This is a genomic window from Actinoplanes sp. URMC 104, assembly GCF_051386375.1.
Classification (GTDB): domain Bacteria; phylum Actinomycetota; class Actinomycetes; order Mycobacteriales; family Micromonosporaceae; genus Actinoplanes.
On the sequence record NZ_JBPQTO010000011.1, the window covers coordinates 2,125,930 to 2,146,367 of the forward strand.

The window sequence follows — 20,438 nt, forward strand, 5'->3', positions numbered from 1 at the left end:
TACCGTCGTCACCCCGCCATCCTGGCATCAGGGTGAGACAGTTTCAGTGCGTCGCGATGACCGTGGTGATCCGTGGCCCGCTGAGGTCGACGCGCAGCAGGTAGCTGTAGCGCTCGCCCGGCACGGCGTTGCCCTGCGCATCGAGGTACTCCCACTGCACGGAGACCATGCTGAGCGCCGCCGAGAGCCGCTGCACATCGAGCAGCTGCGCGTGCGCGGCGACGATCTGCTGTTCCTCGTACGTCGGCGCGGCGCCCAGGAACGACAGCGCGACCGCGGCCGGCGAGGCGAAGGTGAAGCTGTACGTATCGGCGACGACCATGCCGGGCAGCGCGTAGCAGTTCGCGATCGCGGCGACGTCTCCGCTGGTCAGCGCGGTGCCGTAGCGGTCGAAGAAATCGGTGAGCTCCGCGAGGTCCGTGGGCGCCTTCACGGTTCGACGTGTGCCCGGCGTGCGACCGGAGTAAACGTGAGAGCAGGGTGACCCCGCCTTGCGCAGTAATACAAGACGGACGTACGGTTTACGAGCGAACGTGAACCGAGAGTTAGGCGTGCCTAACCCGAAGGCCGCCCTTTCGGTGCGAAAGACTTCGAACGACAGTCGCTGGGTGTGAAGGAGATGACGGTGGCCAGCCTCGACACCTTTGGTGCGAAGAGCGAGCTCCGCGTCGGTGACGCGAGCTACGAGATTTTCACGATCGACAAGGTCGAGGGGCACGACCGCCTGCCCTACTCCTTGAAGATCCTGCTGGAGAACCTGCTGCGCACGGAGGACGGCGCGAACATCACCGCCGACCACATCCGCGCGCTCGGCGGCTGGGACCAGACCGCCGACCCGAGCGTCGAGATCCAGTTCACCCCGGCCCGGGTCCTCATGCAGGACTTCACCGGCGTGCCCTGCGTGGTCGACCTGGCCACCATGCGCGAGGCCGTCAAGGACCTGGGCGGCGACCCCACCAAGGTCAACCCGCTGGCGCCGGCCGAGCTGGTCATCGACCACTCGGTCATCGCCGACCTGTTCGGCCGCGAGGACGCCTTCGCCCGCAACGTCGAGCTGGAGTACCAGCGCAACCGCGAGCGCTACCAGTTCCTGCGTTGGGGCCAGACCGCGTTCAACGAGTTCAAGGTCGTCCCGCCCGGCACCGGCATCGTCCACCAGGTCAACATCGAGTACCTGGCCCGGACGATCATGGAGCGCAACGGCCAGGCCTATCCGGACACCGTGGTCGGCACCGACTCGCACACCACGATGGTCAACGGCCTCGGCGTGCTGGGCTGGGGCGTCGGCGGCATCGAGGCCGAGGCCGCCATGCTGGGCCAGCCGGTCAGCATGCTGATCCCCCGGGTCGTCGGCTTCAAGCTCTCCGGCGAGATGCCCGCGGGCACCACCGCCACCGACCTCGTGCTGACGATCACCGAGATGCTCCGCGAGCACGGCGTGGTCAGCAAGTTCGTCGAGTTCTACGGCCCCGGTGTGAGCGCCGTGCCGCTGGCCAACCGGGCCACCATCGGCAACATGTCGCCCGAGTACGGCTCCACGGTCGCGATCTTCCCGATCGACGAGGAGACCATCAAGTACCTGAAGCTGACCGGCCGCTCCGAGCAGCAGGTCGCGCTGGTCGAGGCGTACGCGAAGCGGCAGGGCCTGTGGCTCGACCCGAACGCCGAGCCGGACTACTCCGAGAAGCTCGAGCTCGACCTGTCGACGATCGTGCCGTCGCTGGCCGGCCCCAAGCGCCCGCAGGACCGCGTGCCGCTGAACAGCGCGAAGGCCATGTTCCGCGAGGCGCTGAGCAACTACGTCACCGACGACCAGACCGGCGGGGACGAGGGCCGCAAGCCCGGCGTCCCGCAGGCACAGCAGCCGTACGGCGTCGAAGGCCACGCCGACGAGGCCAGCTCCGAGTCGTTCCCGGCCAGCGACCCGCCCGCCAACGGCGTCGACGACCCCTCCGACAAGCCGCACCACCTGGTCACCGCCGCCGCCAACGCGGACGGCCGCCCGTCCAAGCCCACCCGGGTGGTCGCCGAGGACGGCACCGAGTACGAGCTCGACCACGGCGCGGTCGTGATCGCCGCGATCACGTCCTGCACCAACACCTCGAACCCGCAGGTCATGATCGGCGCGGCGCTGCTGGCCAAGAAGGCGGTCGAGCGCGGCCTCACCCGCAAGCCGTGGGTCAAGACCACGCTGGCGCCGGGCTCGAAGGTCGTCTCCGACTACTACGACCGGTCCGGCCTCACCCCCTACCTCGACAAGATCGGCTTCAACCTGGTCGGGTACGGCTGCACCACCTGCATCGGCAACTCCGGCCCGCTGCCCGAGGAGGTCTCGGCCGCCGTCAACGAGGCCGACCTGACCGCGGTCAGCGTGCTCAGCGGCAACCGCAACTTCGAGGGCCGCATCAACCCCGACGTCAAGATGAACTACCTGGCGTCCCCGCCGCTGGTGGTGGCGTACGCGCTGGCCGGCTCGATGGACATCGACATCACCACCGAGCCGCTGGGCACCGGCTCGGACGGCAAGCCGGTGTACCTCAGCGACATCTGGCCCAGCGCCAAGGAGATCGACGACGTCATCGCGTCCGCGATCGGCGCTGAGGGCTTCAGCACCGCGTACTCCGACGTGTTCGCCGGCGACGAGCAGTGGCAGTCGCTGCCCACGCCCGAGGGCAAGACGTTCGAGTGGGCGGACGAGTCGACGTACGTCCGCAAGCCCCCGTACTTCGAGGGCATGCAGCCCGAGCCGCAGCCCGTGCCGGACATCTCCGGCGCCCGGGTGCTGGCCAAGCTCGGCGACTCGGTCACCACCGACCACATCTCGCCGGCGTCGTCGATCAAGGTCGACTCCCCCGCCGGCAAGTACCTGGCCGAGCACGGCGTGCCGCGTCACGAGTTCAACTCGTACGGCTCCCGCCGCGGCAACCACGAGGTCATGATCCGCGGCACGTTCGCCAACATCCGGCTGCGCAACCAGCTCGTGCCGGGCGTCGAGGGCGGCTTCACGGTCAACCACCTCACCGGCGAGCAGACCACCATCTACGACGCCTCCGTGGCGTACCAGGAGGCCGGCGTCCCGCTGGTGATCCTCGCGGGCAAGGAGTACGGCTCGGGCTCCTCGCGCGACTGGGCGGCCAAGGGCACCATGCTGCTGGGCGTCCGCGCGGTCATCGCCGAGAGCTACGAGCGCATCCACCGCTCCAACCTGATCGGCATGGGCGTGCTGCCGCTGCAGTTCCCGCCCAAGACCAACGCCGAGTCGCTCGGCCTCACCGGCACCGAGACCTTCACGATCACCGGCGTGACGGCCCTCAACGACGGCGAGACCCCGCGCACGGTGAAGGTCCGCACCGACACCGGCATCGAGTTCGACGCCGACGTGCGCATCGACACCCCCGGCGAGGCCGACTACTACCGCCACGGCGGCATCCTGCAGTACGTCCTGCGCAAGATGCTCAACAGCTGACGGTCGCCGCGCGAAGCCCCGTCCTCCCCTGCCGGAGGGCGGGGCTTTTGCATGCAGGAGCGGCGCCTGGGTAGACGGGGCGCATGCGTATCGGAAACACGGAAGTACGGTTTCTCGGCGGGCCGCTCGGCTGCCTCGGCATGATCCTGCTGTCGGTGGTGGCGTCGATCCTGCTGACCGTGGTGGTCAACGTGCTGCTGTAGGGCCGGCGGGCCCGTGTCACATTCGCCGTCCCGGCGGTGCTGAACAGGCATGGACGTTGCACTGTCATGGGACCGGAAGGACGGCGTGGCCCTGTCGAAGAGACCCCCAGCCGTCCGGGCCGATCTCGAGCACGTGTTCCGGACGGCCTATCCGCGCGTGGTGGCCGTCGCCGCCCGGGTGCTCGGCTCGCGGGACGAGGCCGAGGACGTGGCCCAGGAGGTGTTCCTGACCTTCGGGCGCTCCGACGTGCCCGCCGGGGAGGCGCCCGCGTGGCTGTCGGTCGCCGCCGCCCACACCGCGCTCAACCACATCCGTACGGGCCGCCGCCGCGCCGGCCGTGAGCAGGCCGCCCGGCCGCCCGACACCGTCGTGCCGGACGTCGCCGACGCCGTGGTCACCCTGGAGGAGCGCCGCCGCGTGCGGGCCGCCCTCGCCCGGCTGCCGCGCAAACAGGCGGTCGCCCTCGTCCTGCGGCACAGCGGCCTGAGCTACGCCGAGGTCGCCGCCGCCCTCGACCTCTCCCCCGGCAGCGTCGGCACCACCGTGCGCCGCGCCGAGACCGCCCTGCGCAAGGAGTTGAAGCCATGAAGCGCCACCCGGATCCCGGCGTGCTGCGCCGGCTCGTGGACGAGCCCGCCGGTGTCGCCGACGCCGACCGAGACCACGTCGCAGGCTGCCCGGTGTGCCGGTCGGAGCTGGCCGCGGCCGAGGTGGACGCCGCCTTCGCCGCCACCGCCCTGCACGCCGAGGCCGACCCCGGCGTCGACGTCGACGCCGCCTGGCGCCGGCTGCAGCAGGCGCCGCCGGCCACCGCCCGGCCGGCCAGGAGCAGGACCTGGCGCCGCAGCCCGATCATCGCCGGCGCGGCGGTCGCGGCCGTGCTGGCCGGAGCCGGTGCGGCGGCCGCGGCCGACTGGTTCCCGATCTTCCGCACCGAGCGGATCGCGCCGGTCACCATCCACCAGGCCGACCTGATGGCGATGCCCGACCTCTCCTCGTGGGGCGACGTCACGATCACCTCGCGCCCCGAGATCCACCAGGTCGCCGACGAGGCCGCCGCCGAGAAGGAGAGCGGCCTCGAGCTGCCCCGGGTCACCGAGCTGCCGCGGGGGGTGACCGGCGAGCCCACCTACCAGGCGGGCAGGCGGATCAGCGCGACGTTCACGTTCCGGGCCGCCAAGCTCAAGGCGGACGCGCCGCCCGTGCCCGCGGGGCTGGACGGCAGCAGCTTCCGGCTCACCGCGGGCCCGGGCGCGGCCATCGTGTGGCAGAGCAACCAGGGCGTGCCGTCGCTGCTCGTGGCCCGCGCGGTCGCGCCCGCGGCGTACTCGACCGGGGTGCCCTTCGCGACGGCGCGCGACTACCTGCTGTCGCTGTCCGGGCTGCCCGCGGACGTCGCCGCCCAGCTCCGCAGCTTCTCGGCCGACGGCACGACGCTGCCGGTGCACGTGATGCCCGAGGAGCTCACCAGCAAGCCCGCCGAGGTCGACGGCACGCCCGCCACGGTGTTCACGTCCAATGACGGGGTGCTCGCCGCGGTGGTGTGGGTGCGCGACGGCGTGGTCACCGCGGTGGCCGGCTCGCTCGACGCCGGCGAGGCGCTGTCGGTCGCGCGGGGGCTGCGGTGACCGAGCTTCTCACCCAGCTGCCCCCGGCGCCCGCGGTCTGGACCTCCGGCCTGCGCAAACGGTACGGGCGGCGGCAGGCGGTCGACGGCGTGTCGTTCACGGTCGGGCGCGGCGAGGTGGTCGGCCTGCTCGGGCCCAACGGCGCCGGCAAGACCACCGTCATCAAGATGCTGCTCGGCCTGGTGCGCCCCGACGCCGGCGAGGTGATGCTGCTCGGCCGGCCGGGCGCGGACCCGCGCTCGCGGGCCCGGGTCGGCTACCTGCCCGAGCTGTTCCGCTACCAGCCGTGGCTGACCGCGACCGAGGTGCTGCGGCTGCACGCGAAGCTGGCCGGCGTCCCCGCCGACCTCGACACGCTGGGCGTGGTCGGGCTCGCCGACCGGGCCGGCGACCGGGTGGGCGGCTTCTCCAAGGGCATGCAGCAGCGGCTCGGGCTGGCCGTCGCGCTGGTCGCCCGGCCCGAGCTGGTGGTGCTCGACGAGCCGACCAGCGCCCTCGACCCGATCGGCCGGGCCGACGTCCGGGACCTGCTGCTCGCCCTGCGCGACAAGCAGGTGGCCGTGCTGCTCAACTCGCACCTGATCGGCGAGGTGGAGCGCGTCTGCGACCGGGTCGTCATCCTCGACCACGGCCGGGTGGCCGCCTCCGGCACCCTGCCCGAGCTGCTCGGCCGCGGCTCGCTGCGGCTGCGCCTGGACGGCGTGACCGCGGCCGCCGAGGCCCGGCTGGGCGCCTTCACCCGCGAGGCGGACACCTTCGTCGTGCCGATCGAGGACCCCGCGGCCGTGCCCCGGCTCGTCGCCGACCTGGTGGGTCTGGGCGTACGGATCCACGCCGTCGAGCCGGTCCGCATGAGCCTCGAGGAGCGGCTGCTCACGATCATCCGGGACGGGGAGGCGGCATGAGCATCATGCTGACCGTCGCCGGGCTCACACTGCGCGAGGCGGCCCGCCGCCGGGTGCTGCGCTCGCTGGCCGTGCTCACCCTGGTGCTGCTGTCGCTGAGCGCCTGGGGGTTCGCCCGCATCGACGCCGAGTTCGGCGGGCTCACCACCGGCGAGTCCCGGTTCGCCGCCGCGCTGGTGCTCAACCTCGTCATGTTCGGGCTCAGCCTGATCGCCGCGCTCGGCACCGCCTTCCTGGCCGGGCCCACCGTGGCGGGCGAGGCCGAGTCGGGCATCGCGCTGGCCGTGCTGGCCCGGCCCGTACGCCGGACGCAGGTGCTGCTCGGCAAGTGGCTCGGCCTGGTCGCGTTCGGCAGCGGCTTCGTGGCCGTCGCCGGCGCCGCCCAGCTGGTCATCGTCAAGGTCACCACCGGCTACTGGCCGCCCGCGCCCGTCTCCGGCCTGGCCCTGCTGGCCGGGCAGGCCGTCGCGCTGCTCACGCTGGGCCTGCTGCTGTCCACGGTCATCTCGCCGATGGCGTCCGGCATCGTGGCGGTCGGCCTGTTCGGCGCCACCTGGATCGCGGGCGTGGTCGGCGGTCTGGGCAAGGCGCTGGGCAACGCGAGCGTCGAGCGCATCGGCACGGTCTCGCAGATGCTGCTGCCCACCGACGGCCTCTGGCGCGGCGCGATGCGCTCGTTCCAGGACCCGTCGCTGCTCTCGCAGTTCAGCGAGGCGTTCGAGGGCCACCCGTTCCTCAGCGCCGCCCCGCTCACCCTCTCGTACATCCTCTGGGCCGTGCTCTGGACGGCCCTGATCCTGGCCCTGGCCACCCTCGCCTTCCAGCGGCGGGACCTCTAGAGCGGCAGGTGGGCGCGGACCTGGCGCTCGAGCAGGTCGTCCGGCGGCTCGTCGGTGACCAGCTCGAGCGCCCGCCGGCTCGCGAGGACGGCGAGCCCGTGCACCCCGGTCCACAGGTCGACGGCGCGCGAGCGCGGGTCCCGTACGCCGGCCCGGGTCACCAGCTCCAGCGCGGCGGCGAAGATCGGCGTGCTGTGTTCGCGCAGCCGCTCGCCGGAGCCCTCGAGCAGGTCGTGGCGGAACATCAGCTCGAACATCGCGGGCCGCTCCCGCGCGAAAGTCACGTAGGCGCGGGCCCACGCCACCAGGGCCTCACGCGGGTCGTCGCCCGCGGGCGGCAGGCGGCGCCGCAGGTCCTCGAAGCCCGTGGCCGCGACCGCCGACAGCAGCGCGGCCAGCGTCGGGAAGTAGCGCCGCGGCGCCCCGTGCGACACGCCGGCCCGCCGGGCGACCTCACGCCCGGTGAAGCCGGCCAGCCCCTGCTCGTCGAGCAGCAGCGTCGCGTGCCGGACGAGCGCGGTCTTTACATCCTCAGGCGCGGTCATGTAGACAGTGTCTAGCAGGTAGACAGTGTCTACGGACGGGGACGCGCATGGTAATCGGGATCGCGCTCGCGCTCGGGTCGGCGCTGGCCCACGCGGGCTGGAACACCACGGCCAAGCGCACCGCCGCCGAGGGGCTGCCCGCGATCTGGGCCTCCAGCCTCGGCGCGCTGGTGCTGGTGGCGCCGTTCGCGATCGGCCACCAGGGCGCCGTCACGGGACGCCTGCTGCTGCTCGCCCCGGCGAGCACGGCGCTGCACACGGCGTACGCCCTCTGCCTGCAACGCGCGTACCGGAGCTTCGACGTCGGCCAGGTCTATCCGCTCTCCCGCGGTCTGGCGCCGGTGCTGGTGGCGCTCGCCGGGGCGGCCGCGCTCGGCCAGTGGCTGCGCGCCCCGCAGTGGATCGCCGTCGTGCTGCTCGGCGCCGCCGTCGCCCTGCTGCTGCGTGAGCGTCCCGCCTCCGGGCGCGCGGTGCTGTGGTCGGCGGCGATCGCGGTCACCATCGCCGCGTACACCACCTTCGACGGCTGGGCGGTCGTCACGCTCGGCGCCGACCCCGTCGTGTTCTACGCCCTCGGCGCGGCGCTGCAGCTCGCCTTCCTCACCGCGGTGCTGGGCCGCCGCCTGCCCGCCGCGGCCGCCCAGTTCCGCGACCATCCCCGGCCGATCGCCGCGCTCGCCGTGCTCATCCCCCTGTCGTACCTGCTGGGTCTGTTCGCCACGAGGCACGCCCCGCTGTCGCTGGTCGCCGCGCTGCGCAGCACGAGCCTGCTCTGGGCCGCCCTCGCCGCGGCGTGGCTGCTGCGCGAGCCGATGGGCGCCCGGCGCGTCGCCGCGACCGCCCTGGCAGCCGCGGCGGTCGTCGCGATGCTGACGGCATAGGCTTCCGGCATGGATGACAAGACTGTGCTGAGCCGCATCAACGGCTTGGTCGACGAGGAGCACAAGCTGCGCGGGCAGCTGAGCCGGGGCGAGATCTCCTCGGACGAGGAACACGCCCGGCTCAAGGAGCTGGAGGAGGCCCTGGACCAGTGCTGGGACCTGCTGCGCCGGCGGCGGGCCGCCCGGGAGTCGGGCAACGACCCGAACACCGAGCAGGCCCACAGCGTCAGCGAGGTCGAAAGCTACCTGCAGTGATGCGAGGCCGGCCGAGGCGAACTCGGCCGGCCGCTCATCGCAGCCCCGCCTCGTAGAGCAGCCTCTCGAGCAGCTCGTCCGCGTCGACCGCCAGCCCGCGCTGGGCGAACCACGCGGCGACGTTGCGAACGTCGCGCGCGATGAAGTCGCTGCCCTGCGGGTTGGCGATCACGTCCACGATTTGCGGCAGGTCGATCAGGACGAGCTGCCCGTCGTGCACGAGGATGTTGTACGGCGAGAGGTCGCCGTGCGCCACCTGCGCGCGGGCCAGCACCGACAGCGCGTCGGTCATCTGCCGCCACAGGTCGGCCAGCAGGTCGGGGTCGGCCCGCACCTGCGCGAGCCGGGGCGCCGCCTCGCCGGTCTCCCAGTCGCCGATGAACTCGAGCATCAGCTCGGTGCCGATCAGCTGCACCGGGTAGGGCACCCGCACCAGGCCGCTCTCCCGGCCGACCTGCCACAGGTGGCTGAGCGCGCCGAACTCGGCCACCGCCCACTGCCCGGCGATCATCTCCTTGCCGAACGAGGTGCGGTTGGTCATGGCCCGCATCTCGCGCGAGCGGCGGACCCGGCGGCCCTCGAGGTAGCCGGCGTCACGGTGGAACAGCCGGTGGTCGCCGTCGCGGTAGCGCTTGGCGGCCAGCATGCTCACCTTGTCGGTGTCCGGGACAGCCCGGCGGACCAGGAAGACGTCCGCTTCCTTGCCGGTCTTGAGCATGCCCAGCTCGGTGTCGACCGCGCCGTACTCCGTGCGCACCCAGTCGGGCCGGGGCTCCGGGCCGTGCAGCGCGCCGTCCCAGGTGGACCAGCGGTCGCCGGTGTCGGGCAGGTCGGGGTCCTCCTGCAGCTGCGGCAGGGGGCCGCCACGCTTGAGGAAGGTCAGATCGTCGTCGTCGAACTTGCGACGGCCGCGGCGCATGGTCGCCGGGCCGAAGGAGTCGTGCTCGCGCACTGGAGGGTCTCCTTGAGAGAGAAGAAGGAAGAAGAAGGAATTCGGACAGCAGGCATCACAAAGACGGCCATGAGGTCCACCCCCTTCTCTCTCGTTCGGACGCGCTCACTCTCCCGGAGCGCCGGAGCCCCGCGCAACCTATTTATCGCGCGGCAGCCATGATCGCGGAGATGCCCTGGATCACGTTGCCGACGACCTCGGTGGGCGCGAACCGCGTGTCCACCCACTCGCGGCCGCGGTGCAGCCACACGCTGGGCAGGCCCATCGCCGCGGCGCCGCCGATGTCGGCCTCGGGGCTGTCGCCCATCACCCAGGCGCCGCCGAGCCGCATCCGCACCCGCTGGGCGGCGAGCGCGAAGATGCGCGGGTTGGGCTTGCTCACCCCGGCCCGCTCCGAGATCACCCAGTCGGCGACGTAGCGGTCGAGACCCGTGCGCCGGATGCGGCTGTCCTGGATCTCGGCCTGGCCGTTGGTCACCACCACCGGCACCAGCCCGGCGTCGCCGGCGATCTGCAGCGCGCACCCGACCATCGGATCGAGCTTCTCGAACGCCAGCGGCCCCTCGTGCAGCTCCTCGACCAGGTCGATCGAGGGGATGCCGAGCTGGTAGCGGTCGCGGATCAGGTCGGCGAGGTCCCACCGGGACGTCAGCCCGTCGGCATCGACGGACAGTAACCAGTCGAGATCGTCCTGTGGTGCGCCGATCTCGTCGAGGAAGCCCTTCGCCCACAGCCTGAACGCACCGCTGCGGTCGAGCAGGGTGTCGTCGAGGGCGATCAGGACTAGAGGCACCCGCGCACTTTACGTGAGGGGGTGCGGCACCGAACAGCCCAGGACGGGGAACAACGCGCGCCCGACATGCGGAAATGTGCGGGATGTGTCCGTGGCGGACGCGACGCTTGCCAAGACGTACGTACGGATTGCATGCGAAAGGGGCACGTGACACGATCCAGGGCGTGCCCCGAGTGAGCCAGGACCAGCTCGACGCCCGCCGCCACGAGATCCTCGCGGCGGCGCGCGACTGCTTCGCGCGGTTCGGTTACGAGGGTGCGACAGTGCGGCGGCTGGAGGACGCAACCGGGCTGTCCCGCGGCGCGATTTTCCACCATTTTCGCGACAAGGAGTCGCTGTTCCTGGCGGTCGCCGAGGACGACGCGGCCGCGATGGTCGAGACGGTGGCCCGCAACGGCCTCGTCCAGGTGATGCGCGACCTGCTCGACCGGGCCGGCGGCAGCGACGGCGACACGGCGGGCTGGCTCGGCACGCAGCTCGAGGTGTCGCGCCGGCTGCGCACGGACCCGGCGTTCGCCAAGCGCTGGGCCGAGCGGGCCGCCGCCATCGCCGACGCCACCCGCGACCGGCTGGAGCGCCAGCGCGAGGCCGGGGTGCTGCGCGACGACGTGCCGGTCGAGGTGCTCACCCAGTTCCTCGAGCTGGCGTACGACGGCCTCGTGCTCCACCTCGCCACCGGCCGCCCGCCGGGCGAGCTCAGCCGGGTCCTCGATCTGGTCGAGGAAGCCGTCCGAAGAGGCTGATGCCCGGCCGTTGCGCGCACCTGCACAATGGGCCTCACAGGCGCGGCCGAGCAGGCGCGAACGAGCAGGAAGGCCCAGCCCATGAACGACACGTGGGGCATCTCCGGACCGACCTTTCTGACCTACTACATCGGCGCCATGGTCGCGATCGCGATCATCGCGGCGATCCACCGCAGGACCCTGTTCCGCGGCGACCGCTCCGCCCGGGTCGACCACCTCGGCCCGCAGCAGGTCGCCTATCTCAACGGCGGCGACCGCCTCGCGATCTACTCGGCGATGGGCGGCCTGCGGGCGGCGGGCGCGCTCGGCACCGGGCCCGGCGGCACGCTCGTGCAGACCGGCCCGCTGCCCACCGGGGTGACGCCGCTCGACAGCGCGATCTACAACGCCGCCGCGCACGGGGCCCGCACCCGCGACCTGATCAGCGACCAGTGGGTGGCCTCGGCGCTCGACCAGCTGCGCGACCGGCTCGAACGCGGCGGGCTCGCGGTCAGCGCCGCCCAGATGCGTGAGGCGCGCCTCTGGGTCATCGGCGGCCTCGTGCTGGTCGGGGTCGGCATCGCCCGGTTCCTCGCCGGCGTCGCCAACGACAAGCCGGTGGGCTTCCTCGTGTTCGCCGTCATGGCCGCGTTCATCCTCACGCTGGCGCAGCTGCGCACCCGCCGCTGGGCCACCACCGCGGCGCTCAAGGGCCTGCGCGACCTGCGCCGGCAGCACACCCACCTGGCGCCGGCCAACTCCCCCGCCTACGCGACCTACGGCGCGACCGGGGCGGCGATGGGCGTGGCGCTGTTCGGCGGCGCGGCGCTGTACTCCATGGACCCGGCGTTCGCGGCCGAGGCGGAGGTGCAGCGCATCGCGGCCTCGGGGGGCTCCTCGGGCGGGTACGTCGACGGGTCCGGCAGCGGCAGCTCGTGCAGCGGCGGCTCCTCCTGCGGAGGCGGCGGTGGTTGCGGCGGCGGAGGCGGTTGCGGTGGCTGAGGCCGTACGGGACCCCGCGTACGGCGTCGGCATCGGCTGGCGCCCGGAGATCTCCGGCTACGTCGAGGGCCTGCCCGGGCTGCGCTTCGCCGAGGTGGTCGCCGAGTCCGTGCACGCACACGGCGACCTCCCGCCGGGCCTCGAGGCGCTGCTGCACCGCGGGGTGACAGTGGTGCCGCACGGCGTACGGCTCTCGCTCGGCGGCGCCGAACCCGTGGACCCGGAGCGCGTCGCGCACTTCGCGGCGGTCGCCGAACGGCTCGGGGCGCCGCTGGTCAGCGAGCACATCGCCTTCGTGCGGGCCGGCGGCCTCGAGGCCGGGCACCTGCTGCCGCTGCCGCGCAGCCGCGAGGCGGTGGACGCGGTCGTCGCCAACGTGCGGCGCGTGCAGGAGTCGCTGGCCGTGCCCATCGCGCTCGAGCCGATCGCCGCGCTGTTCGACTGGCCCGACGACGAGCTGACCGAGGCGCAGTTCCTCACCGAGATCCTCGACCGGTCCGGCGCCCTGCTGCTGCTGGACGTCGCCAACGTGTACGCCAACGCCCGCAACCGCGGCGCCGACCCGGCCGAGCTGCTCGACCGGCTGCCGCTCGAGCGGGTCGCGTACGTCCACGTGGCCGGCGGCGCCGAGCACCAGGGCCTCTACCACGACACCCACACCGACGCGGTGCCGCAGCCCGTGCTCGACCTGGTGGCGGCCCTGTGCGCCCGCCACCGCCCGCCGGCCCTGATGCTCGAACGCGACGGCGACTATCCCCCGGCCGCCGAGCTGTCCGCCGAGCTCGACGCGATAGCCCAGGCGTCCGGCTACCCGGTCGTCACATGACCACCGACCCGCGCGACGGCCCGCAGCCCGCATCGGCGCCTTCCTCCGCGCCCTCCGCCCCGGCGTCGGCGACCCTGGCCGACCGGCAGGCCGCGCTGGTCGAGGCGCTGACGGCGGGTCGGCCCGTACCGGAAGGGTTCGACGGTTTCCGGTTCGAGGCCGCGCGGGTGGCGCTGCTGCGCAAGCGGGCCGGCGAGGTCGCCCGGCAGTGGCCGATGCTCGCGGCGGGCCTCGGCGACCGCTGGAAACAGCAGTTCGCGGCGTGGGCCGCGGCCCGCCCGACGCAGGGCTCGCTGCGCGACGGCTGGGACCTCGCCCGCGAGCTCGCCGCCCGCCGGGCCCTGCCCGCCGTGGCAGCCGCCGAACTGGCCGAACGCGAGGCCGCCTGGCACTACGACGGCACGTCCGCCCCGCGCTCGCGCCGGATGCCCGCGGTGCGCACCGCGGCCGGCGCCGTGGCCGTGCAGTGCGCCGGACGGGTCTGGCTCCTGCGGCGATAGCCTCTGCGCAGGGACCGCGGCCCGTCCTACCCCGGCGCCCGGTCGAGGAAGCCGAGCACCCGGCTGATCCGGCCGTCGGCGTCCAGCTCGGCCACGTCGAAGCCCACCACCACCGGCTCGCCGCCGTCCGCCGCCAGGTTCCAGGTGAAGCGCACCTGGTCGTGGTGGCCGTCGACCGGGCCGCCGGGCGTGAACGCGTGACCGGGGAACTGCTGGTGCACCGCGCCGATCAGCGCGTCGAGCGCGTCGCGGCCCTCCACCGCCGCGATCGGGTCGACATAGCGGACCCCGTCGGCGAAGAGTTCGTCGAGGGCCTTGCGGCGGGCGGCGGGCTCGGCCTGGTTCCACACGGCGAGGTAGCGGTCCACCACGGCGTCGAAGTCGCTCATCGTTTCGTCCTTCCGTCGCTGTCGTTGCTGACGTTGCTTGCGTTGCTTGCGTCGCTGAAAGGAGCTTCGCCGTACGCCGGTAGGGCGGTCGATTACCCGCGAGGTAATGGCCGCGCCTCCCGCGCGCCGCCTACGCTCCGGGGCATGAGCGAGGTGGGGCAGCTCCTGCGGGAGTGGCGGACCGGGCGGCGGCTGAGCCAGCTCGAACTGTCCGTCCGGGCGGGCGTCTCGGCGCGGCACGTGTCGTTCCTCGAGACCGGCCGGTCGCGGCCGACCCGCGACATGATCCTGCGGCTGGCCGAGGAGCTCGGCGTGCCGCTGCGCTCACGCAACGAGCTCCTGCTGGCGGGTGGCTTCGCCCCGGCGTACGCGGAGTCGGCGCTCGACGGGCCGCCACTGGCCACGGTCCTGTCGTCGCTGCGCGACGTGCTCGCCGGCCACGCGCCCTACCCGGCCGTGCTGATCGACCGGCACTGGACGATGGTCGACGCCAACCAGGCGGTGGCGCGCCTCACCGACGGCTGCGCCGCGTGGCTGCTCGAGCCGCCGGTCAACGTGCTGCGGCTGTCGCTGCACCCCGACGGCATGGCGCCGCGCATCCGGAACCTCGCCGAGTGGCGCGCGCACATCCTGCACCGCCTCGACCAGCAGGCCGCCGCGACCGCCGACCCGGTGCTGCACGAGCTGCGCGCGGAGCTGGCCGGATATCCGGGCGGCGCCGCGCACCCGGGCCCCGGCCCGGACGGCCTGGTCGTCCCGTTGCGCTTCGACGACCTGTCGTTCTTCAGCATCACGTCGGTGCTGGGCACCCCGCTGGACGTGACGCTCTCCGAGCTGGCGATCGAGTCGTTCCTGCCCGCGGACCCCGCGACCGCCGCCGCCCTGCACCGCTGACCGGCCGCGGTGGCAGGATCACGGTATGGATCTCGGACTTGCCGGCCGCGTCTACGTCCTCACCGGAGCCTCCAAGGGGCTTGGGTTCGCCACCGCCGAGGCGCTGGTCGCCGACGGCGCCCAGGTGGTGATCTCGGCACGCGACGAGGGCGCCCTCGCCGAGGCGGTCGAACGGCTCGGCGGCGAGTCGCACGCGGCCGGGGTCGCGGCCGACCTGTCCGACCCGGAGGCGCCGGGCCGGCTGGTCGAGGCGGCGACCGGACGGTTCGGCCGGTTCGACGGCGCGCTGATCTCGGTGGGCGGTCCCCAGCCGGGCACGGCGGCGTCGATGACGGACGACCAGTGGCGGGCCGCGTTCGAGACGGTGTTCCTCGGCTCGATCCGGGCCGCGCGCGTCTTCGCGGCCGCCCTGCCCGAGAGCGGCGCGATCGGCCTGGTGCTGTCCACCTCGGTCCGCAACCCGCTGCCCGGCCTGGGGCTGTCCAACGGCCTGCGCCCCGGGCTCGCCATGGCGGCCAAGGACATGGCGGACGAGTACGCGCCCCGCGGCGTCCGCATCGTCGGCCTGCTGCCGGGCACCTTCCTGACCGGCCGCAACGCGTCGCTGTTCGCCGCCTCGGGCGACGCGTCGCAGGCGGCCGCCCAGGCGGCGGCGAGGATCCCGCTGCGCCGGCTGGGCGAGCCCGCCGAGTTCGGCCGCGTCGCCGCCTTCGTCCTCTCACCCGCCGCGAGCTACGTCACCGGCGTGACGATCACGGTGGACGGCGGCAGCACCCGCCCGCTCTGACCCGGGCGGGACACGCTCGCCCGTCGCCCGCCCACCGCTGCCGAGGTCGCGCCGGATACGCTCGCCCGTCGCCCGCGCCCACCGCTGCCGAGGTCTCGCCGGATACGCTCGCCCGTTGCCCGCGCCCACCGCTGCCGAGGTCGCGCCGGATACGCTCGTCCGATGCCTGCGCCCACTCCCGCCGAGGTCGCGGCGGCCGCCGGCCGGACCATCCCCGACCTGATCGGCCCCGGCCTGCGGGTGCTGTTCTCCGGCATCAACCCGAGCCTCTACTCGGCGGCGACCGGTCATCACTTCGCCCGCCCGGGCAACCGGTTCTGGCCCGCGCTGCACCGCTCCGGGTTCACCGAGCGCCAGTTGCACCCGTCCGAGCAGTTCGAGCTGCCCGCGGCCGGGCTCGGCATCACCAACGTGGTCGCCCGCGCGACCGCCCGCGCCGACGAGCTGTCCCCCGCCGAACTCGTCGAGGGCGGCGCGATCCTGGCCGCGCTGGCCGCCGAGTGGAAGCCCCGCTTCCTGGCCGTTCTCGGCGTCACCGCGTACCGCACTGCGTTCGGGCGCCCGAAAGCCGCGGTGGGCCCGCAGGCCGAGACGGTCGGCGGTGTGCCCGTCTGGGTGCTACCCAACCCGAGCGGGCTCAACGCCCACTACACGGTGGACACTCTGGCGGGTGCCTACGCCGAGCTGCGCGAGGCCGCGGACCGATAGGGTCGTCGCCATGACTACCGAGATCAGCACGTTGATGGCGGCGGCGGCTGAGCGGACCGTGCCCGTGGTGCGGGGCATCCGGGACGACCAGCTCGGCGAGGAGACGCCGTGCGCCGAGTTCCGGGTGCGCGACCTGCTCAACCACCTCTTCCAGGTGGTGGTCAACTTCCAGGCGCTCGCGCGCCGGGAGCAGCCCGACTTCAGCACCACCCCGGACGTGCTCACCGACGGCTGGCGCGACCGTTTCGCCGACGAGACGCAGCGGCTCGTCGCCGCCTGGTCGGACCCGGCCGCCCTCGAGGGCGTCTCCCCCGGGATGGGCCTGCCGCAGCCCGTGGTGGGCAACCTCGTGCTCGTCGACCTCACCGTCCACGGCTGGGACCTGGCGACGGCCACCGGCCAGCCCTACCGGCCCGACGACGCGGCGGTGAAGATCCTGCTGCCGGTCATCGAGCAGCTGGCGCCCAACGGCCGCAAGATGGGCGTGTTCGGCGCCGAGGTCGAGGCCGCCGCCGACGCCGACGACTTCGTCCGCCTGCTGGCGATCAGCGGCCGCACCTGCGTCTGACCGCCCCCGACGAGCCGGCCGCACCCGGCCCGTTGCGACGAGCCGGCCGGACCGATCACGCCGCGCGAGCCGGACCGATCACGCCGCGCCAGCCGGGCCGAGCACGCCGCGCGAGCCGGGCCGAGCACGCCGCGCGAGCCGGACCGAGCACGCCGCGCGAGCCGGACCGACCACGCCGCGCCGGTCCCGACGGGACGGTCAGGGCTCGACCTGGCCGGCCGGCACGGTGACGATCTCGACGGACTCGGCGAAGTCCGCGGGCGGGGACGCCGCCGCGAACTGCGTGCGGTAGAGCTCCGAGTAGAGCCCGCCGGCCCCGACCAGCTCCTCGTGCCGGCCGCGCTCCACGATGCGGCCCGCGTCGAGCACCAGGATCTGGTCGGCGTCGCGCACCGTGGACAGCCGGTGCGCGATCACCAGCGCCGTGCGCCCCTCGAGCGCCGCCGCGAGCGCCCGCTGCACCGCGGCCTCGGACTCGCTGTCGAGGTGGGCGGTGGCCTCGTCGAGCACCACGATCGACGGGCGCTTGAGCAGCAGCCGGGCGATCGCCAGCCGCTGTTTCTCGCCGCCGGAGAAGCGGTAGCCGCGCTCGCCGACGACCGTCTCGAGCCCGTCGGGCAGCGCGGCGACCAGATCGGCCACCTGGGCGCCGCGCAGCGCCTCCCACATCTCGTCGTCGGTGGCCTCCGGGCGCGCGTACCGCAGGTTCTCCGCGATCGTCTCGTGGAACAGGTGGGCGTCCTGCGTGACGACGCCGATGGTGTCGCGCAGCGAGTCGAGCGTCGCGTCGCGCACGTCGACCCCGCCCACGCGCACCTCGCCCGAGGTGACGTCGTAGATCCGCGAGAGCAGCATCGAGGTCGTGGACTTGCCCGCGCCCGACGGGCCGACGAGCGCCACCATCTGCCCGGGCTCGACGGTGAAGTCGACGCCCCGCAGGACGGGGGCGTTCTCCGTGCGGTCGAGGGTCGCCACGTCCTCGAGCGTCGCCAGCGAGACCTCGCTCGCGCTCGGGTAGCGGAAGTGCACGTCACGGAACTCGACCAGGCCCGCGCCGGCCGGCAGGTCACGGGCGCCCGGGCGCTCCTCGATGCCCGGCCGCAGGTCGAGCACCTCGAAGACCCGGTCGAACGAGACCAGCGCGCTCATCACGTCGACCCGCACGTTGCTGAGCGCGGTGAGCGGCCCGTAGAGCCGGCTCAGCAGCAGCGCGAGCGTGACCACCGTGCCGGCCGTGACGCTGCCGCTGACCGCGAGCCAGCCGCCGAGCCCGTAGGTGAGCGCCTGGGCCAGCGAGGCCACGAGCAGCATCGCGACGAAGAACGTGCGCGAGTACATGGCCTGCTGCACGCCGATGTCGCGGACCCGCGAGGCCCTCTCGCCGAAACGGGCGGCCTCGGCCCCGGGCCGGCCGAACAGCTTGACCAGCATGGCGCCGGCCACGTTGAACCGCTCGGTCATCGTCGCGTTCATCTTGGCGTCGAGGTTGTAGGACTCGCGGGTGATCTCGGCGAGCCGCTTGCCGACCCGGCGCGCGGGGATGACGAACAGCGGCAGCATCAGCAGCGACAGCGAGGTGATCTGCCACGACAGGCTGAACATCACCCCTGCGGTGAGCACGAGCTGGATGACGTTGCTGACCACGCCGGACAGCGTGGACGTGAACGCGCGCTGCGCGCCCGTGACGTCGTTGTTGAGCCGACTGACCAGGGCGCCGGTCTGGGTGCGGGTGAAGAACTGCAGCGGCATGCGCTGCACGTGGTCGTAGACCCGGGTGCGCAGGTCGAGGATGATGCCCTCGCCGATGCGGGCCGAGTACCACCGCTGGGCCAGCGACAGGAAGGCGTCGGCGACCGCCAGCACGCCGATCAGCACGGCGAGCCGCACCACCGTGGACGCCGCCCCGGAGCCGCCCCCGGTGATGGCGTTGACGACGTGGCCGGCGAGCAGGGGCGTCGCGACGCCGATGCCGGCGGCGAGCACCACGGTGACGAGGAAGACCAGGATGTCGCGGCGGTAGGGCCGGGCGTAACGCAGGATCCGCCGGGTCGTGCCGCGGCGGAGGCGGTGTTCGGCCACCCGGTCCGAGTTCTGGATCGAGCGCAGCATCGTCCACGAGGACATGCTCACCTCGCCACCTCCTCGGCGTTGTCTCGACGGGCAACAGTGTGCCCGGCGGGTATGACAACTCCGGGTGGCGAGGAGACTATTCCGTCAGATCCCGCAGGCGGCGGGTCTGCGCCTCACGCTCGGCCCGGTCCTGCTCGGCGTACGAGCGCAGGTTCGCCCCCGCGAGCAGCGCCTTGATCTCCGCGACCGCGCCCCGGTCGGCCGCGAGCACCGCGGCCGTCAGGTCGGAGACGGCTCCGCGCAGGTCGGCGCCCGGCACCACGGCGGTGGCCAGCCCGATGCGCAGGGCCTCGTCCGCGGCGATCCGCCGCCCGGTCAGGCAGATCTCCAGCGCCCGCGACGGCCCCACCAGCTCGGTGAGCCGTTTGGTGCCGCTCAGATCGGGTACGAGGCCCAGGGTCACCTCGGCCATGGAGAATCGCGCGTCGTCGGCCAGCACCCGCATGTCGCAGTTGAGTGCCAGTTGAAAACCGGCGCCGATCGCGTGCCCCTGAACGGCCGCGATCGTCACGATGGACGGGTTGCGCAGCCAGGTGAACGCGGACTGGAAGCCGGCAATCCGATCCGCGCACTCCTCCGGTGACAACTGCGCGAGCTTCGCAAGTGAAGAATCGCCTTCACCTTGCGCCACCGACAGATCCAGGCCCGCGGAAAAGGCGCGGCCGTCGCCGCGGACAATGACGACTCGTACGTCGCCCGGCAATTTCCGCGAAATGTCGGCGAGCTCGGCCCACATCGCCGGAGTCTGCGCATTGAGCACCTCGGGCCGGGACAACGTCACCGTTGCCACCGGCCCGTCCAGGTCGTAGCGAACGCCCGGGGAGTCGGCGGGGAGGCCGGGTGCGGCGTCGCCGGTCGTCACGCCTTCTTGCGGCGTCGAGCGCCACCGCGCTGGCGTAGCTGGACGCCGGACTCGGTGAGCACCCGGTGCACGAATCCGTAGGACCGTCCGGTGGAAGCGGCGAGTGCGCGAATGCTCTCCCCGGAGGTGTATCGCTTCACCAGATCCTTCGCTAAGGACTGGCGCTCGCTGCCGACGATTCGGCGACCCTTCTCAGTGCTGGTGGCAGTGCCCGTGGCTGGCATGTTGAATCCTCACGTCCCAGACAGTGCGGTTCATACGGTCTCACCTATTAGACCGCCTCCAACGATCATGCGCTAGGTATCCAGGCGTAGCCAACGTGCCCATTTATCACTGTCAGGAACTTGACGATGACCACGCCCATCAATGTCAGACAGTTAACTGACGTTAGGCGAGGACTCTTTCACCGGCCACTGCGGACTCAACGCTCCGTTTTCCAAGACCATCGATCACCTGCGGAAACACTGGATCGAGGGCCACCGCAGGCAGGACATGACGCAGCGTCGATGCGATGCCTACGATGCGCTCGCTCACCGGGCGTGCCAACTTCGGCTTGCCCGCGCCGGTGCCCGACCTGACCGC

23 protein-coding genes are annotated in these 20,438 nt (G+C 73.0%); 15 read left to right on the plus strand and 8 right to left on the minus strand.

The window, feature by feature from the left end:
* Positions 1 to 43 precede the first annotated feature (43 nt).
* Positions 44 to 433 carry a hypothetical protein gene (locus tag ACSNN8_RS35615; protein ID WP_436654572.1) on the minus strand — a complete coding sequence of 130 codons (390 nt, stop codon included), beginning with the start codon at positions 431 to 433 and terminating at the stop codon, positions 44 to 46.
* A 177-nt stretch (positions 434 to 610) separates the two neighbouring features.
* On the opposite strand from ACSNN8_RS35615, the gene ACSNN8_RS35620 reads away from it, so the two are divergent.
* From ACSNN8_RS35620 to ACSNN8_RS35640, 5 genes are all read left to right on the plus strand, one after another.
* Positions 611 to 3,466, plus strand: coding sequence for an aconitate hydratase (locus ACSNN8_RS35620; RefSeq protein WP_436654573.1), 2,856 nt, complete (start codon positions 611 to 613; stop codon positions 3,464 to 3,466).
* 252 nt (positions 3,467 to 3,718) lie between these two features.
* Positions 3,719 to 4,258 (plus strand): sigma-70 family RNA polymerase sigma factor, encoded by a 540-nt coding sequence (locus ACSNN8_RS35625; protein WP_436654574.1) that lies wholly within the window; start codon positions 3,719 to 3,721, stop codon positions 4,256 to 4,258.
* A complete protein-coding gene (locus tag ACSNN8_RS35630) occupies positions 4,255 to 5,298 on the plus strand; it encodes a hypothetical protein (protein WP_436654575.1) in 1,044 nt (347 codons plus the stop codon). Before ACSNN8_RS35625 ends, ACSNN8_RS35630 begins: the two co-directional genes overlap by 4 nt.
* Positions 5,295 to 6,203 (plus strand): ABC transporter ATP-binding protein, encoded by a 909-nt coding sequence (locus ACSNN8_RS35635; protein WP_436654576.1) that lies wholly within the window; start codon positions 5,295 to 5,297, stop codon positions 6,201 to 6,203. The genes ACSNN8_RS35630 and ACSNN8_RS35635 overlap by 4 nt, the downstream gene beginning before the upstream one ends.
* Positions 6,200 to 7,042 carry an ABC transporter permease subunit gene (locus ACSNN8_RS35640; RefSeq protein WP_436654577.1) on the plus strand — a complete coding sequence of 281 codons (843 nt, stop codon included), beginning with the start codon at positions 6,200 to 6,202 and terminating at the stop codon, positions 7,040 to 7,042. The genes ACSNN8_RS35635 and ACSNN8_RS35640 overlap by 4 nt, the downstream gene beginning before the upstream one ends.
* On the opposite strand, the gene ACSNN8_RS35645 is transcribed toward ACSNN8_RS35640, so the two are convergent.
* A complete protein-coding gene (locus ACSNN8_RS35645) occupies positions 7,039 to 7,587 on the minus strand; it encodes a TetR/AcrR family transcriptional regulator (protein WP_436654578.1) in 549 nt (182 codons plus the stop codon). The genes ACSNN8_RS35640 and ACSNN8_RS35645 overlap by 4 nt on opposite strands.
* A 47-nt stretch (positions 7,588 to 7,634) precedes the next feature.
* On the opposite strand from ACSNN8_RS35645, the gene ACSNN8_RS35650 reads away from it, so the two are divergent.
* Together ACSNN8_RS35650 and ACSNN8_RS35655 are read left to right on the plus strand one after the other, a co-directional pair.
* Positions 7,635 to 8,468, plus strand: a complete 834-nt coding sequence (locus ACSNN8_RS35650) for an EamA family transporter (RefSeq protein ID WP_436654579.1) — start codon at positions 7,635 to 7,637, stop codon at positions 8,466 to 8,468.
* Positions 8,469 to 8,477: 9 nt separating this feature from the next.
* The gene (locus tag ACSNN8_RS35655) at positions 8,478 to 8,723 is read left to right on the plus strand and encodes a DUF2630 family protein (RefSeq protein WP_436654580.1); all 246 of its coding nucleotides are present in this window, start codon (positions 8,478 to 8,480) and stop codon (positions 8,721 to 8,723) included.
* A gap of 34 nt (positions 8,724 to 8,757) precedes the next feature.
* Here ACSNN8_RS35655 and ACSNN8_RS35660 read toward each other — a convergent pair whose 3' ends face one another.
* Together ACSNN8_RS35660 and ACSNN8_RS35665 are read right to left on the minus strand one after the other, a co-directional pair.
* The gene (locus ACSNN8_RS35660) at positions 8,758 to 9,675 is read right to left on the minus strand and encodes a serine protein kinase RIO (protein ID WP_436654581.1); all 918 of its coding nucleotides are present in this window, start codon (positions 9,673 to 9,675) and stop codon (positions 8,758 to 8,760) included.
* 142 nt (positions 9,676 to 9,817) lie between these two features.
* Positions 9,818 to 10,468: an HAD family hydrolase gene (locus ACSNN8_RS35665; RefSeq protein WP_436654582.1), complete on the minus strand. Its 651-nt coding sequence runs from the start codon at positions 10,466 to 10,468 to the stop codon at positions 9,818 to 9,820.
* A 164-nt stretch (positions 10,469 to 10,632) separates the two neighbouring features.
* Between ACSNN8_RS35665 and ACSNN8_RS35670 the strand changes: the two genes are divergently transcribed.
* From ACSNN8_RS35670 to ACSNN8_RS35685, 4 genes are all read left to right on the plus strand, one after another.
* On the plus strand, positions 10,633 to 11,211 hold the full coding sequence (locus ACSNN8_RS35670; protein ID WP_436654583.1) for a TetR/AcrR family transcriptional regulator: 579 nt from the start codon (positions 10,633 to 10,635) through the stop codon (positions 11,209 to 11,211).
* Between the two features lie 81 nt (positions 11,212 to 11,292).
* A complete protein-coding gene (locus tag ACSNN8_RS35675) occupies positions 11,293 to 12,192 on the plus strand; it encodes a TIGR04222 domain-containing membrane protein (RefSeq protein ID WP_436654584.1) in 900 nt (299 codons plus the stop codon).
* A complete protein-coding gene (locus tag ACSNN8_RS35680) occupies positions 12,185 to 13,018 on the plus strand; it encodes a DUF692 domain-containing protein (protein ID WP_436654585.1) in 834 nt (277 codons plus the stop codon). Before ACSNN8_RS35675 ends, ACSNN8_RS35680 begins: the two co-directional genes overlap by 8 nt.
* Positions 13,015 to 13,518 (plus strand): hypothetical protein, encoded by a 504-nt coding sequence (locus ACSNN8_RS35685; RefSeq protein ID WP_436654586.1) that lies wholly within the window; start codon positions 13,015 to 13,017, stop codon positions 13,516 to 13,518. The genes ACSNN8_RS35680 and ACSNN8_RS35685 overlap by 4 nt, the downstream gene beginning before the upstream one ends.
* 26 nt (positions 13,519 to 13,544) lie before the next feature.
* Here the strand turns inward: ACSNN8_RS35685 and ACSNN8_RS35690 are convergent, their stop codons facing one another.
* Positions 13,545 to 13,907, minus strand: coding sequence for a nuclear transport factor 2 family protein (locus tag ACSNN8_RS35690; protein WP_436654587.1), 363 nt, complete (start codon positions 13,905 to 13,907; stop codon positions 13,545 to 13,547).
* Positions 13,908 to 14,051: 144 nt separating this feature from the next.
* On the opposite strand from ACSNN8_RS35690, the gene ACSNN8_RS35695 reads away from it, so the two are divergent.
* From ACSNN8_RS35695 to ACSNN8_RS35710, 4 genes are all read left to right on the plus strand, one after another.
* On the plus strand, positions 14,052 to 14,801 hold the full coding sequence (locus ACSNN8_RS35695; RefSeq protein WP_436654588.1) for a helix-turn-helix domain-containing protein: 750 nt from the start codon (positions 14,052 to 14,054) through the stop codon (positions 14,799 to 14,801).
* A 25-nt stretch (positions 14,802 to 14,826) separates the two neighbouring features.
* Positions 14,827 to 15,588, plus strand: coding sequence for an SDR family oxidoreductase (locus tag ACSNN8_RS35700; RefSeq protein WP_436654589.1), 762 nt, complete (start codon positions 14,827 to 14,829; stop codon positions 15,586 to 15,588).
* 162 nt (positions 15,589 to 15,750) lie between these two features.
* On the plus strand, positions 15,751 to 16,296 hold the full coding sequence (gene mug / locus ACSNN8_RS35705) for a G/U mismatch-specific DNA glycosylase (RefSeq protein ID WP_436654590.1): 546 nt from the start codon (positions 15,751 to 15,753) through the stop codon (positions 16,294 to 16,296).
* Between the two features lie 10 nt (positions 16,297 to 16,306).
* Positions 16,307 to 16,864 (plus strand): TIGR03086 family metal-binding protein, encoded by a 558-nt coding sequence (locus ACSNN8_RS35710; protein ID WP_436654591.1) that lies wholly within the window; start codon positions 16,307 to 16,309, stop codon positions 16,862 to 16,864.
* Positions 16,865 to 17,062: 198 nt separating this feature from the next.
* Here the strand turns inward: ACSNN8_RS35710 and ACSNN8_RS35715 are convergent, their stop codons facing one another.
* The 3 genes from ACSNN8_RS35715 to ACSNN8_RS35725 all read right to left on the minus strand — a co-directional run bounded on the left by ACSNN8_RS35715 (position 17,063) and on the right by ACSNN8_RS35725 (position 20,080).
* The gene (locus ACSNN8_RS35715) at positions 17,063 to 18,988 is read right to left on the minus strand and encodes an ABC transporter ATP-binding protein (RefSeq protein ID WP_436655533.1); all 1,926 of its coding nucleotides are present in this window, start codon (positions 18,986 to 18,988) and stop codon (positions 17,063 to 17,065) included.
* Between the two features lie 82 nt (positions 18,989 to 19,070).
* Positions 19,071 to 19,856 (minus strand): enoyl-CoA hydratase/isomerase family protein, encoded by a 786-nt coding sequence (locus ACSNN8_RS35720; RefSeq protein ID WP_436654592.1) that lies wholly within the window; start codon positions 19,854 to 19,856, stop codon positions 19,071 to 19,073.
* Positions 19,853 to 20,080: a helix-turn-helix domain-containing protein gene (locus ACSNN8_RS35725; protein ID WP_127501473.1), complete on the minus strand. Its 228-nt coding sequence runs from the start codon at positions 20,078 to 20,080 to the stop codon at positions 19,853 to 19,855. Before ACSNN8_RS35725 ends, ACSNN8_RS35720 begins: the two co-directional genes overlap by 4 nt.
* Between the last annotated feature and the right edge of the window lie 358 nt (positions 20,081 to 20,438).